We start from the raw sequence: 15,354 nt of genomic DNA on the forward strand, positions 1-15,354 counted from the left end.
CTTCAAACTGACGTGTAAATTCTCCAAACTGACGGGTAAAATGCCAAAAGAGACGTGTAAACTCACCAAACTGACGGGTAAATCAATAAAGATGCCGGTAATGCAGCAAAAAATAACGGGTAAATCAAGAAAATTGCCGTTTAAGAAATGAAAGACAGCAGGCAAACTCAAAATGTACCTAATAATCATCAAAAAGCACTATATCGATCACGAAAGCCAAATCAATCTGCTTAGAGTACCCCGAAAGTTAACAAACTTTTCATAAACCACTCCTATATCTAGCAGGATTTCCCTAACAAGCAACCGAAGAAGAGATAGAATCTTAAAAGGAGTGATCATTTTGATTGTACAAGAACGACCCATCCCTATTCGAATTCAAAAAAATGAAGTTTTATTAAGGCGACTTCCTAAGAATCATATAACAAGGGCGGCAATTGAGTCCGAGCTGGCAAGACGCTGGTCGGGCCACAGAGGGGAGCAAGCAGTGGATTTTTCTCTCAGCAAACTGCCGGAAAGTGATTACTTGATCTTTCATGGCATGCGCTTAACCAATGGACAATTCTACTTCCAAATAGACACGCTCATCCTCACCGCATATTTTGCCCTCATACTTGAAGTGAAGAATTACGTTGGAACCCTTTATTTCGACCCCGTTCTCAACCAATTAATTCAAACGAATCTGCAAGGTGAAGAAAAAGGCTATGCCAATCCCGTTGAACAAGCTCGCCAACAACAGCAGGAACTAAAGAAGTGGCTTGAGAAACGCAATGTTTTTCTCCCAATTGAGTATTTAATCATTATTAGTAAGCCTTCGACAATTATCAAAACAGCCTCAGGACACGAACAAATCCTCGAAAATGTGCTTCATGTTCAATATCTCTTAAGCAGAATGGATAAAATAAACTCTACTTACAAAAAGGAAATTCTCTCCACTAAGGAGCTAAAGAAACTCTCCCGAATTCTCTTAAAGGAGCATACACCAGAAACTTTTGATATTCTCCCTTTTTACAAAATTCCACTAACTGAAATTCAAACGGGCGTTCAATGTGATCATTGCTCATCCAATCTTCCGATGAAAAGACATTATGGAACCTGGTACTGCCTCAATTGCCAGACAAAGAATAAAAATGCGCATATCCAAGCTATCAATGACTATTTCCTCTTAACAAACGATGCCCCTATTTCCAATGAGCAGCTTCGCAAATTTCTCCAACTTACATCTGCAAATATTGCCTACAAATTATTAAAGACGATGAATTTATCTTGTAAAGGAACATGCAGAGATCGAGTGTATTTCCCGCGTTATGCGAAACCTAATTAAGTTGTCACCCCCAAGCGAAAGTGGTAATATAACTAGGAAGTTGGACAGAAAGCTCCCAAATCTAGGTTAGAACTACTCTTTTTGAAAAAGGTTATGGAAATCAAGGCACTTGCAAGTTCCAATTAGGAGAGGAAATGAAGTATGAAAAGAGGACATATACACGAACTGAATGTAACGAGAGCATTAGCCATTATTGCCGTTCTTCTCATCCATTCGACAAGTTCGACTGTTACGAATTTAGATAGTGATTCTAACTTTTTCCTATTTTATGTGGTCTTAAATATAGCTTCGAAGTTTGCTGTTCCTGCATTTATCTTTTTAAGCGGCCTTGTCTTATTCTATAATTATATGAATAAAGCAATGACGAAGGAAACGATCCTTACTTTTTACCGGAAAAGATTGGCACAAATCGCTGTTCCTTATTTATTCTTCTCTGTTTTTTATTATATGATTACTTCTTATATGATATCTGGCAGTGCGAAAACAGCGATCATGAGCATATTTACCATTGAATTCCTGAATAGGCTGCTAATTGGTAAAGCTTATACGCATTTATATTTTATTTTTATTATGATTCAATTTTATATCATGCTTCCGTTTATTCTTATCTTGCTAAAAAAAGTTCCTCGATTATCACGACATTTAATTTGGATAGGGTTTGTTATTCAATGGATATTTATCTATGTGAATGCAACCTATTGGCAGTATCCGTATAAGGGGAGCATTTCGTTATCCTATATGTTCTTCTTCCTGACAGGTGCATTCATTGGGATCTATTATGAAAAATGTATTCAATTTTTGAAACTTACTAAGCAATCGATTCATATGTGGGTGATTGGGCTCTGGGGTCTATGGATTGCAGCAACTGCCTACAATATTTATTTATATTACTACGTGTTTGCTGATCAAATCTATTTAACTAATTCGAAAATATATGAGCTTGTTTGGGAGATTCAATCGATTACTGCATCGATCATCTTGCTGCAGGTTTCCTACTGGATTTATCATACTTGGAATAAAAGAATGGTTCATTCATTGGACATGCTTGGTATTCTTTCATTTGGTGTTTTCTTATTCCACCCATTTCTGCTATTGATTTACCGAAAAATCGATGTGGGGGGAAATATTCTAATGTTCCATGTTTGGAGCTTGGGTGGATTTGTGTTTAGTTTAGTTGTTTCGTGGATTGTCGTTTACATTGCAGGTAGATACTTTAAATACCACTGGATTGCGTTCGGGCCAATTCCGGTAAAACCAAAGAAATAGTAGAAAGAGGCGATATCCGCAGATATAGCCTCTTTCTTTTACTCTGATTCTGTTTGATCCCCAGTCGGTTTGATTGTTTCTAAGTGTGTCTGCAGTTCTGTTTTTAATTCTTCAAGAGCGGGCTCGTCCAACTGATAGTAGTAGGCGCCATGATGGGTGGAGTCTGTGCCTGCTAAGGTTAATGATTCAATGGAAAGCTTCTTTTTAATAGCGAATTCTGCTAGATACTTCATTTCTTTAAAGGTTAGGTTCGTTTTCATGTTGGAACCAATTGCATCAAATACATCATCGAATTTCGTGATGCTGTTAATCGATGTTGCTTTTTTGATTACCGCTTTAATGATTTCTTGCTGGCGTTTGCCGCGTTCGATATCGTTGTCAATCTTTCGTGTTCTGGCAAGTGCAAGTGCTTCCTCACCGTCAAGCGTCTGGATACCTGGTTCAAGGCTAATTGCATGTGCCTGATCGTTAGAATCTTGTTCTGAGAAGGCAAACGGAACATCGATTTCTATGCCGCCTAGTGCATCAATGACTTCCATGAAAGCTTGGAAATTCACACGTACATAATAATCTACAGGAATATCGAATAACTCTTCTACTGTTTCGATTGTTGCTTTTGGACCGCCATAAGCATGGGCATGGTTAATTCTTGTTTTATGATCAACTTCAGGTATATACACATAAGAGTCTCTCGGAATGCTCAATAGCTTTGCTGTATGGTCATTTTGATTAACTGTTAGAAGCATTAGAGCGTCTGAACGAGAGTTTTCTCCGTATCCTCTTTTTTCACTATCATCTACGCCAATGATGAGCATAGAGAAATGATCCTTCTCAAGTTTGAAAGCTTCCTCACGAATAGGCGAGCTGTCTCTTCCTTCTATCTGTTCATAAGAATCTGAAACAGTCTTTTTGAACTCTCCATACAGGTGAGCACCAAAGGCTGCGGTTGAACAGCCGACTAATAGAATAGGCAACAGAATAAATAAGAAAACGCGCTTTCTTTTCTTTTTCTTTCTTTCCATCGATAACGATCTTTTATTAAGCATTTTTAAATAGCTCCTCTTATATTGTTTCGACATTAGATTACAAAATTCACTTAGTCTATTCTACTATTTTTTTGAAATGATGAAAAGAGATAGTACTATGAATGATAATTAGTACATTTATCCTTATCTTAAAAAACCTATCTAAATATCTAACAATCTATGATACAATATGACAGAATCTACTAAAATCAGACCGTAGGGGGGATTCATAGCAGCGATGTTGAATCGAATCTATTTAAGGAAAATATCTATTCTTGTCGCCATTTGTTTAATGGTCATTTCAATGGGCGAAAAGAGCTTTGCCGCCAACATGAATGATATTCCAGCTAAGTATTCTTCAGAAATTAATTACTTAATTAATCATCAAATCATCACAGGCTATCCTGACAAAACATTCAAGCCCAATAATAATGTGACGAGAGAAGAAGCCGTTACGATGGTTGGTAGGGCGATCGGATTAAATGGGCAGCAGCGTGAAACTTCTTATGATGATGTGAAGAAGGAATCATCGTATGCCTCTGGTTATATTCAGTCTGCTTTTGAAAAGGGACTTCTAACGGGTTTATTTGAGAAATCCTTCAAGCCAAAGGAAAAGATTACACGAGGAGAAATGGCCTTTTTACTATCCAGAGCCTTTCAATTAACGGTAGCAGAAGATGTTTTCTTCTCTGACGTTCCAAGATCTGGCCCGCAATATGATGCGATTAATGCCATTGTCAATGCAGGTATTGGAAATGGGTATGGGGATGGAACTTTTGGGCCGAGCAAAGCCATTACTCGTTGGGAGTTTTCACTACTTGTGGCACGGGGATTAGAACCTACTTTCCGTGTATCTTCATCTGATTTAGTTCCAGAAGGAGAGTTTGTCGTCACAGCTGACTCCTTAAACGTTCGCAGTGGTCCTGGTACAGAATTCTCTATTCTAGGCAGCTTACCACTAGGAACAAAGGTAATTAGCTACAAAGCAGAAGGTGATTGGGTATTTGCAGAAGGGAATCAGATAAAGGGATATCTTCATAAAGCGTATTTATCCAAACCAAGTACTTCTAATAAAATCATTGCCATTGATGCAGGACATGGTGGAACAGACCCAGGTGCCTATGGAAATGGTGTCACTGAAAAAGAATTAAACTTAGCTGTTGCTTTATTAGTACAAAAAAAGCTTGAGAAGAACGGCATTCAAGTATTCATGACACGCACAGATGATACTTTTGTTCCACTAGCTGACCGAGTAAGCAAGTCAGTAAAGGCGAATGCAGATACATTTGTAAGTATTCATGGAAATAGCAACACGAGCAGTTCCCCGAACGGGACAGAAACATACTACAGTACGGCTGCTTTAAATACACGAGCAGAAAACAGCAAAAAGCTTGCAGGATTTATCCAAGAGCGACTTCATAAAGCTTTAGGAACGTCAGATCGTGGGATTAAACAAGCAGGATTCCATGTAATACATAAGAATCCACTTCCATCAGTTCTAGTAGAATTAGGCTTTCTTTCAAATGCAGGAGATGCTAAGAAACTAGCTTCAGATGAATACCGTGAGAAGGCAGCAGAAGCGATTACTGAAGGAATTATAGATTACTATAATTGGAAAAACTAGAGAAGCGGACGAAGTGTCCGTTTCTTATTTTTAAGCTGTGTTAATTGACATTGTTGATGCACGAACCCGCCATTGGTATACCCGCTCATTAAGTTATTCATACGAATAAAACTCATTCGCGAGTACACCAATGGCTTTTATTTAATATCTGACGTTAACATAGCCTATTTTTAAATGAAGGGATTCCTGTCATGCATAAGCTAAAATATGTTTCCTTTATTCTCTTCCTCTTCATCCTCTTTCCGTTAACAGCCTCTGCGGATGAGGAAACGGAACGAGTCATTATTATCTTTCAGAATCATGTGGATCATAGTGTACTAGAAGAGTACGCTTTAGAGATGCATCATACGTTTGAAGACCTCTCTGCAGCTTCAATAACGATCAGAAAAGGGGTAAAGGACCAACTTAAGGCAGAGGGAAACGTCCTGCGCATCGATCCAGATCCCATTGTAAAAACAACCTCACAATTGGCGAACTGGGGATATGATCATATAAACGCCAATTTATCCAATGCATCAGGATGGACAGGAAAAGGGGTAAAGGTTGGTATTCTTGATACAGGTATTCGCTCGAAGCATCCGGATCTAAGGATTACAGGGGGAAAATCTTTCGTACAGTATACCTCTTCATATGAGGATGACCAAGGTCATGGAACGCATGTGGCAGGGATTATTGGTGCGTTAAATAATCAGATAGGAGTCGTTGGAGTGGCGCCTGATGCAGATTTATTCGCTATTAAGGTGTTGGACGATCAAGGGGAAGGAAACCAATCCGATGTGGTAGCAGGAATTGAATGGGCCATTCAGAAGAAAATGGATGTCATTAATCTAAGCCTAACTGCTCCTCAAGGATCTATTCTATTAGATGAAGCTTTGAAGAGAGCATATAATGAAGGAATATTAATCGTTGCTGCTACAGGCAACACATTGACCAATCCTTCCACAAGCAATATGGACGTATTATTTCCTGCACGTTATCCAACAGTTATTGCTGTCGGTGCGGTTAATAACCGCAATGAGAAGTCTTCTTTCTCTCATTATGGAGACGAACTGGAATTTGTCGCACCAGGAGAGAAGATTCTTAGCACCTACTCTGGTATTGAAAATCATGACTATACGTATTTAAATGGTACATCAATGGCTGCTCCATTTGTAACAGGGATTGCAGCATTGTATAAACAAGCCTATCCTTCACTAAGCCATACTGAAATTCGTCAGTTGATGCAAGCATCTGCCTTAGACCTAGGAGTCGAAGGAAAAGATCCATTGTTCGGTTATGGATTAATACAGGCGCCTAAGGAAATCGATCCTTCAGAAGTAACTGCATTTCCAGACGTAGCTAAAGAATCATGGTATGCAAATGAAATCGACTATTTATATGATAACCAGATTGTAACAGGCTATTCGGATGGCCGCTTCCTTCCGAACGCACTAGTTACTCGTGCAGAAGCGATAACAATGATTGGGAAGGCATTAGGTTATGCAGGTGAACATTCACATACTTCATTTAAGGATGTGCATGAAAGCTATTATGCCTCTGGCTATATAAAGAACGGAACAGAGAATGAGATTATTAAAGGGTTCCCTGGAGATCTTTTTAAACCGACCTTATCAATCACACGTGGGGATGTAGCAGTGATGCTGCAGCGTGCATTTAAATACGGAACACCAACAACAAGTATATTTAAGGATGTTGAAGCAAATAAATATTATTATGAGGCTGTCCATTCATTGAAGGAAGCGAATATAACGACAGGCTATCCAGATGGAACCTTCAAGCCTCAAGCTACGATTTCGCGCGCAGAGTTTGCTGTATTTTTGGCAAGAGCGTTAGATGAGGCATTGAGAGAAGGGGAGTAGGATTTTTTCTGTGAGGATGGGGCAGTATATAATATGAAATAAACTATCTGTTTTCGCAAACAGTGTTGCTAATTAAACATTCGTGGGTAGAGGTTGATTTCCGCTCTAGGATGCTCGCTTTCCGCGGGGTGGGCGCTGAGCCTCCTCGGCGTTAAAACGCCTGTGGGGTCTCACCTGTCCCACTTCTCCCGCCGGAGTCTCGCACCTTCCGCTCCAATCAACAACCTTTTTTGTCAGCAGTTTTTATTTACGCAACCTATTAAAATAATCAAACCGACCATTTAATTCTCACACAGAAAGAAGCAGATAACCATATAGGCTATCTGCTTCTTTTTTCATATTATATAAGTTGTGCTTCTTATTTATTTAGTGCACGGTACAGGAATGTTGAAAATTCAGCTCTAGTAATTTGATTAGCTGCTTTAAAAGTTTGATCAGTATAGCCAGCAGCAATGTTATTAGCTGTTAGCTTCTGAATATCCTGATAAGCCCAGTGGTTTGTTGGTAAATCACTGAAAGCTGTGTTCGTGCCATTATGCTGCAATTGGAATGCCCTTACGAATAGAGACGCAACTTCTGCGCGTGTAATTGGTTCGTCAGGTTTAAATGTATTTCCTTTATAGCCTGAGAAGAATCCCTTCTCACTTGCAGCCATGATATGCTTATATGCCCAATGTGATTGTGGTACATCACTAAACTGTGAGCCTGTTAGATTGTCAGTGTTTAGTTTGAATGCCAAGCTTAGCATCTTTGCTACTTCTGCGCGATTAATAATTTTCTCTGGTTGATAAACGGTTTGCTCGTTTCCATCAATGATTCCTTTATCACGAAGAGAAGTTAATGCAGCCGCTGCCCAATGAGAGGTATTCACATCTTTAAATAGTAAAGGAACTGATTGTGCGATGGTGGAACGCTCTTCTTCGGGCTGTTCAATGACTCTTCTTGCACTTGTGTAACGTTTTCCCCAGTAATTATCATCAATTGGTGTAATCCTTACACCTTTAGAGGATGTAGCAGAGATGAATTCATTGTCTCCTACATACAGACCAGCATGAGTAATTTCTGAATTAGGCGTTTCCTTGAAGAAAACTAAGTCCCCTGCAATTAAATCTTCCTTCGCAACAGGTTCTCCTTTATTTGCTTGGTCTTTAGAAATCCGCGGGAGTTCGATGTCCAGCTGGTTGAATACGTAAATGAGAAAACCAGAGCAGTCAAACCCTGCTGTCGTTGTCCCTCCATATTTATATGGTACGTCTATGTATTGTTTGGCTATCTTAACGGCTTGTTCTCCTGAAACTTCTTCTTTAGCTTGTCCAATAAGTGTGACACTTGAAAAGGCAAGCAAAAAGACAATCAGGGAAGAAAGTAGTCTTTTTAACATTTTTCGCCTCCATATACGAATTTTCGGTAAATTTATCTAAGATGATCGTACCATAATAGTAGTTTTTTGATCTTTACAGTTATGTAACAAATTAGCTGAAATTGTTGTAAGAATGATAGGATGTGTCAAAATAAGAAGAAATGAAGCAAAGCCTCGAAAATCAACAGGTTTAAACTTGTGAAATTTGTCAATAAATGATAGATTAGTAATAGTTACCTGTTGAAAAAGCAAGGAAATAAGTTAAAATGAATTTATCGGGTGATTCACTCGGGGATACGACACAATAGTATGATAGAAAAAAGTTGACGCACCATAATTTGTCACTTATACTATTGCTAGTATTTTAATTTACTTGCTTCATAAGCAATTACCATTTTTCGAGACAATCAATTAGATTAGTTATATATTAGGCTAACAGCCACTTAAACTGTTATAATCTAATTACAGTCTCGTAAAACTGGTGTTAATATGTTTTTTAATAAAGGGAGGATATTTTACACATGGCTAACCAAACAAAGAATTACCGTAAGTTCGTCGCAACTTCAGTAACTGCAGCATTAGTAGCATCTGCTGTTGCACCTGCTGCTTTCGCAGCTGAGAAAGTTGATTTTAAAGATTCAATTCCAGCTTGGGCTAAAGATGCTGTAGATTACCTAGTAGGTAAAGGAGCAATCCAAGGCTACCCAGATGGAACATTCAACCAAGCGGGTAAACTTACTCGTGGTGAAGCAGCAAAAATTCTTGCTCTTTCTTTAGACTTAAAAGTTGAAGAAACTGCAAAAACTGACTTCGCTGATGCGAAAGATCACTGGGCTTCAAGCTACATCGCAGCAATTCAAAAAGAAAAGCCAGGTGTAATCGATGGTTACAATGGTAAATTCAATCCTAATAACCAAATTACACGTCAAGAAATGGCGAAAATGATTGTTCAAGCATACGGTCTTAAATTAGACGAAAATGCTGACGTTTCTTTCTCTGATAACACTGGTTGGGGAGCTGAACAAGTAAATATTCTAGCAAGCCAAGGTGTTGTTGAGGGTGATGCAGGTAAATTCTCACCAAACGCTGATGTAACTCGTGGCCAAGCTGCAGCATTTGTACACCGTGCAGAGGTTAAAGAAGTACGTAAAGAAGTTAAGCAAAAAGATGCTGGTGAAGCTAAGGTTGCTTCAGTAAGTGCGATTAACGGTAAACAAATTGAAATTAAATTTAGTAAAGCTGTTGATTCAACTAATATAATTGATTCAAACGACCAATTAATGTCTGGTATCGTTTTATTAAATGGTACTGACTTAAATGGAAATGATGCTGAATTCGATGAAGCTGGAAAAGTACTAACTATCTCTTTAACTAATGGTGCTGATGTTGTAAATAACATCCTTGATAAAACTGTTGAATATGCAGTAGTAATTCAAGATGTAAAAACTCCTGATGCTGAAAAAATTGCTAAGTATACAACTGTAATGAAAGCTACTGAAACAGTAGTTCCAACTATTACTAAAGTTGAGTCTATTACAGGAACTGATAAAACAAGAGCGGTTACAATCTCTTTCTCTGAACCTGTATCATTCTCTTCAATTAAGGTGAATGGCAAATTTGTTCAATCAACTACAGCTGATGCTGGATTTGGTAAAGCTTACACTCTGACTACAACTGAAGATTTAGAGGCTGGAAAGTCTTATGAGGTTGAAGTTAATAACTTAAAGGATGCATTAGGTAACGCTGCTGAAAACATCCTAAAATCTTCAGTTACAGTTATTAAAGATACTGTAAAGCCAACATTTACAGTATCCGCTGTTAATGAAAAAGTTATTGATGTTGTATTTGATAAGAAAATTGATACTGCTTCAATTTTAGTTGATTCATTTAAGGTAACAAAGAAAAATTCTTCAGGTAACGATGAAATAGTGCCTCAAGATGGTATTTCTCAATTACGCCCTGATGGCAAAACTGTTAGAATTTCATTAGCTGTTACTCCATTTAACCCAGCAAATGAAACTTCAAAAGAAGTAACTGTAACAGTTAAAGGCATTAAAGATAAACTTGGCAATGTAGTTGAAACTAAAGCTCTAAATACTACTGTTGTAAAAGATACTGTAAAACCATCTATCAGCTCTGTAACTGTTAAACCAGGTTTAACTGCAGGTCAAGCTACTGAACTAAACCTTAAATTCTCTGAGGATGTTACAGGTGTAGATGTAACTAATGCAAGCTCACAAATTAACCTAACAGATGCTAGTGGAAATGCAGTTAAAATTCCTGTAGGTGGCGTAGATACACCACTTGTAGCTAATTTAACAGCAGTTGGTGGAAAAGTTGGAGAATATACTGTTAAATTTGGCTATGAGACTGTAGAAGCGGGTGGAGCAACAACATTTAACAGTGTTGAACTTCCTCAATCAGGAACATATAAATTAGTATTAATCCAAAATACTATTGCTGACAAGGCAGCATCTGCAAATTATAACGATGCTCAAGTTGTATCTTTCACATTTAGCAAACCAGGTTCTACAATTAATGCATTATCTGCTTCTATCTACAGCGTAGCTGATTTAGGTTCTGATAATGCGGTTGGTGGAAATGCTGGTGCTGCTGATATTGCAACTGATTCTAATACTAAACGTAAACTAGTAGTTACTTTTAGTGAAAATGTTGTATATGGTATTAACACTGCTACGGGTACTTACAAAGACGGTGCTGTTAATAACCCAGCTAACTACACAATTGATGGAAAAGCACTTCCAGTAGGAGTTTCTATTAATCGTGTTGCAGCAACAAATTCATATGTTGTTGACTTCTCTGGAATCACTGATTTAACTAAACTACCATCTGCTCTAGTAAATGGTGGAACTGTATCGTTTAGTGTGTCTGGTGTTAAGTCATTAGCAGGTGCAACTCTTCCTTACACTACTTCTGCAGTGACTGTTGCTGATGCTACAGCTGCTGAATTAGACTCAGTTTACATTCAACAAGTTAAAACAAGTGGATTAGTAACATCATATGTTATTACTGCAGATTTTAATGAGGAATTAACTACTACTGGTCTAGACTTAGATGACTTTGTATTAACTGGTTCAACATTAACTACTGGACTATTAACAGGTACGCCGAATGCATCTGTAGCACTTGATTCAGCAGATAAGTCTAAAGTAGTTATCACTATTACTGATCCTACTGATTTAGGAGCTCTAAATGCCGCTTATGCTACTGAGACATTTACTTTCGGTACTGCAGGTACTACTTCAACTCAAGATAAAGCTGGAGTTACAATTAAGATTAATGAATCAAAATCAGTTCAAAAGTTTTAATCTAAGTATGTGAATCATTTGTCACCATCTAAAATTCATTTTAAGATTGGTAGACATAAAGTCTTTCAACATATGGAAAGCTCTGTGGAGAGAAATCTCTGCGGGGCTTTTTTTTAGGGATGGTCATAAGGGATGGTCACAGTGACGCCCCGAGTTTTGTCGAAGGAAAACAAAAGAATAGGAGGATCAGGAGAAAACACAGGGACGCTTCTGCTATTCCTTTAGTTATCCCCAATCTTTTAAAAAAGTTCTATGAAGCTATCTGAGTTTTATTAATAGATAAATTGATAGTAATTAATTGCATAGAAAAGAGTGCTATGAATCAAAATAGCGCTCTTTTTTTCGTGGAAAACAGGGGAACAGCCCCACTTTTTTATAAATTACATAAGGCGAAAGGTGGTTTGCACACCCTGCATTTTTATATTAAAATATCATTTTTCAATCAAACGTTTGATTAAATCAAAAATTCACCTTGTCTTATCAATGATATTTCATAATCGACAAGAATTAACATATTTTTTAGTTTATATCACAATAAAGTTAATGCAAGACAAGTACAGCCATGGAATTTGGATTGATTTACAAAAGGTGAACATGGGGACGGTTCTCGTGTTTCCTGAATTATAGGAACGGTTTTCTAGTTACCGAAAGTAAAAGCCTTGTGGAGAGAAGATCTCTGCAGGACTTTTTCGTAGTTTTGGAAAATGAGGTTCAAGGCTACCATACTTCTTCCTAATAAATATAAAAAAGTACCGCTTTTCTTTGTCTAGTTTCCTCACTATTCTCTATGCGACTTATTTCAGGAATTCAGTGTGTTTGATCCCAAATAGCTTTAAGCGTGCAGTAGGAATGCTGATGGATATGTGGTAATGCATAAGTATCTTATATTAGTTTTCGAGAGATTAAGCTAAGCAATGGTCTTGTACATTTTTACATTATTCGTCAATATATGAAGGAGTTTTTACCTTAATGTCGAAGTAGGTAGAGGCAGTTCTTATGGGAAGTTCACATATTTTCGGGAATGCATTCATTTTTATAGATTCCTTTTTAGCAGAAATATTCACTGATATAAATTTATTGCTCAATTGGAAAAAGGAGAGTATAAGTATGAGGAAAAGTTTTATTGCTTTAATAGGGATGTTTTTACTATTTGCCTTATTACCAATATCTGCAGCCGCCGCAGAGAACTACACGGGTTTAATCCATAATGGGAGTACTATGATTCCTGTTAGAGGTGTTTTTCAAAGCATGGGCGCCCAAGTAGATTGGGATCAGTCTACTAAAAAAATTACGATAAAGAAGAGTGAATTTCAAACGGAATTGCAAGTAAATAGTAAGCAGGCTACAGTCAACGGGAACATGCAAACACTTGATGTTGCTCCTTTTATTCAAAATGGAGTTACTTTCCTGCCCTTACGCTTTATTGCGGAATCGATTGGTGCAGAGGTGAAGTGGAATCAGTCCACCCGAATTGCGGAGATTAATTATGAAGGAAAGGTTATCCAAGTCAAAGTAACACAATCTACTCAAGTTTCAAATGCTAAGATTACTAGTTTTTCTAAGAAAGTGAATGGCATTCAAGTAACAGGAGTAACAATTCCAGCTAATGCTGGCTATAAGCCCAAAATGGCCCTAGCTAACGGGCAATTAGGAACAACTCAAAGCTTAGCCCAGATGGCGCAATCCAATCAGGCAATAGTAGCAATTAATGGAACCTATTTTGGTGCTTACGGTGGACATCCTGATCCATGGAATCAAATTATCCAAGATGGAAGGGTTATTCACATTGGCAACACAGGCTCTACATTTGGCTTTACCGAGGATGGAAGAGTGAAGCTAGAAAAGCTTAAGATTAGTGTCAAAGGCTCTACGAATGGATCTTTTACCTATCCGAATAACTGGTATGCTTACAACTTTAATCATTGGCCAACGAAAAATGGGAACTTTGCATACATCTTCACCCCTGCATGGGGTAAGACTTTAGGATTTACCTATGGAAAAAATATTGTCATTGCAAACGGTGTAGTGACAAAGATAAGTAGTGGAATGGATGTGAATATTCCAGCAAACGGGTACGTCCTATCCCTTCATGGCAGTGAAATAAAAGTATTAGAAAATCGTTTTAAAGTTGGGACAAAGGTAGATTATCAAGTTTCCTTTACTAATCGACAAGGAAAAGAAGTAGATTGGAGCGACGTAATTACAGCAGTTGGAGCTGGGCCAAGCCTCGTTCAGGATGGGAAAATCATCGTAGATGCTGCTAGTGAAGGATTTACGGAAGCCAAGATTCTCAGTCAGTCCAACAGTCGTAGTGCAATAGGAGCAAAGGCCAATGGGGATATACTCCTCGTTCATGCAACAACAAACATTCAAACATTAGCCCAAATTATGAAAAGCTTAGGTGCCGTACAAGCAATGAATCTTGATGGAGGAGCTTCATCCGGAATCTACTTTAACGGAAAATACTTAGTTAAGCCTGGGAGAAATTTGAGCAATGCATTGGTTTTTACTAAGTAACAAGGGGACGTTTCTCGTGTTTCCTAAAGGAACGATTTTCTTGCTACCCAAAAAAGGTTCTGTGGAGAGAAATATCTACAGGACCTTTTGCACTAATGAAATTTGGAATCAACGTTTTCGTGCTTCTTCTTTTTAAGTATTCCTCTAAGCTATACTCCATACGTTTTATTTCTCCCTCATGCTGTGTTTCTCTTTTCGTTAATGATGAGTTGATCGTACTTTGAATATTTCCCCTTAGAAATATCCTTTAGGTAGATGGAAGGGTATATTTGCTATACTTCTAAATTTTATCATCACCTGTAGCTTTTATATTAAAAAATCATTTTTTAATCAAACGTTTGATTAAATTGAAAATTCACCTATTATTATCAATGTTATTTTACAGTCGACAGGAATTAACATATTTTTTAGTTTATATCGCAATAGAAATTAAGGAACGTTTTACGGTTTCTTTGATATTCTTCAATTTTTTTGCGTGGGGTTCTTTTTGCTAAGTCATCTGAATTAAAGGTAGTGAATGAGGGAAGGTGCCCGTGTGTTTCCTAAACATTTGCTGAAAGTATAGAAACAGGAGAACCGTCCCCATGTTCCATTTAAAGAGGTAGAAGAATGGTGTATAATAATTAGGCCAAGGAGGTGAAAAAGATGGATACTAATCGGTTAGATAAAATGGAAGAAATGCTTTCTACATTAATAACAATGGTTGGAAACATGAATGATAAACAGGATAAAATGGACAGTAGACTAGATAACATGGATAGCAGACTAGATAACATGGATAGCAGACTAGACAAAATCGACAGTAGACTAGATAACATGGACAGCAGACTAGACAAAATGGATAATAGACTAGATAAAATGGACAGTAAACTAGATAAACTCCAGAATGGCCAAAACTCAATGCGTAATGAAATTATGGCGAAACTTTCCGAAATGCAAGCTGATCAGAATCATATATGGGAAAAGGTAGTAAGAAATGAAAGAGAGCTTACCAAATTAAAAAGTCATCTTCAGATTTAATCCTTCAAAAGTCCTCCTATTCTCCATTAAATA

Annotated in this window: 9 protein-coding genes; 7 read left to right on the forward strand and 2 right to left on the reverse strand. The window is 37.7% G+C overall.

All coding sequences use genetic code 11. From position 1 onward, the window contains the following. Positions 1 to 340 precede the first annotated feature (340 nt). Both ACFYKT_RS08890 and ACFYKT_RS08895 read left to right on the forward strand, forming a co-directional pair. On the forward strand, positions 341 to 1,321 hold the full coding sequence (locus tag ACFYKT_RS08890) for a nuclease-related domain-containing protein (protein WP_389218459.1): 981 nt from the start codon (positions 341 to 343) through the stop codon (positions 1,319 to 1,321). A gap of 141 nt (positions 1,322 to 1,462) precedes the next feature. Beyond that, entirely contained in the window at positions 1,463 to 2,587 is a 1,125-nt protein-coding gene (locus tag ACFYKT_RS08895; RefSeq protein WP_389218462.1) for an acyltransferase, read from the forward strand. Positions 2,588 to 2,625: 38 nt separating this feature from the next. Here the strand turns inward: ACFYKT_RS08895 and ACFYKT_RS08900 are convergent, their stop codons facing one another. Then, positions 2,626 to 3,633, reverse strand: coding sequence for an LCP family protein (locus ACFYKT_RS08900; RefSeq protein WP_389218465.1), 1,008 nt, complete (start codon positions 3,631 to 3,633; stop codon positions 2,626 to 2,628). A gap of 217 nt (positions 3,634 to 3,850) precedes the next feature. Between ACFYKT_RS08900 and ACFYKT_RS08905 the strand changes: the two genes are divergently transcribed. Together ACFYKT_RS08905 and ACFYKT_RS08910 are read left to right on the forward strand one after the other, a co-directional pair. Then, a complete protein-coding gene (locus ACFYKT_RS08905; RefSeq protein ID WP_389218467.1) occupies positions 3,851 to 5,236 on the forward strand; it encodes an N-acetylmuramoyl-L-alanine amidase in 1,386 nt (461 codons plus the stop codon). A 191-nt stretch (positions 5,237 to 5,427) separates the two neighbouring features. Further along, positions 5,428 to 7,095 (forward strand): S8 family peptidase, encoded by a 1,668-nt coding sequence (locus ACFYKT_RS08910; protein WP_389218470.1) that lies wholly within the window; start codon positions 5,428 to 5,430, stop codon positions 7,093 to 7,095. 358 nt (positions 7,096 to 7,453) lie between these two features. Here ACFYKT_RS08910 and ACFYKT_RS08915 read toward each other — a convergent pair whose 3' ends face one another. Continuing rightward, a complete protein-coding gene (locus ACFYKT_RS08915) occupies positions 7,454 to 8,476 on the reverse strand; it encodes a C40 family peptidase (protein ID WP_389218473.1) in 1,023 nt (340 codons plus the stop codon). A 500-nt stretch (positions 8,477 to 8,976) separates the two neighbouring features. Between ACFYKT_RS08915 and ACFYKT_RS08920 the strand changes: the two genes are divergently transcribed. The 3 genes from ACFYKT_RS08920 (at position 8,977) to ACFYKT_RS08930 (ending at position 15,321) form a co-directional block, all read left to right on the forward strand. Then, on the forward strand, positions 8,977 to 11,784 hold the full coding sequence (locus ACFYKT_RS08920) for an S-layer homology domain-containing protein (RefSeq protein ID WP_389218476.1): 2,808 nt from the start codon (positions 8,977 to 8,979) through the stop codon (positions 11,782 to 11,784). Between the two features lie 1,107 nt (positions 11,785 to 12,891). Continuing rightward, entirely contained in the window at positions 12,892 to 14,301 is a 1,410-nt protein-coding gene (locus tag ACFYKT_RS08925) for a stalk domain-containing protein (protein ID WP_389218479.1), read from the forward strand. Between the two features lie 645 nt (positions 14,302 to 14,946). Beyond that, on the forward strand, positions 14,947 to 15,321 hold the full coding sequence (locus ACFYKT_RS08930; RefSeq protein WP_389218481.1) for a hypothetical protein: 375 nt from the start codon (positions 14,947 to 14,949) through the stop codon (positions 15,319 to 15,321). Positions 15,322 to 15,354: the final 33 nt, after the last annotated feature.

The sequence above is a fragment of the Cytobacillus mangrovibacter genome, assembly GCF_042865275.1.
GTDB lineage: Bacteria > Bacillota > Bacilli > Bacillales > Cytobacillaceae > Cytobacillus > Cytobacillus mangrovibacter.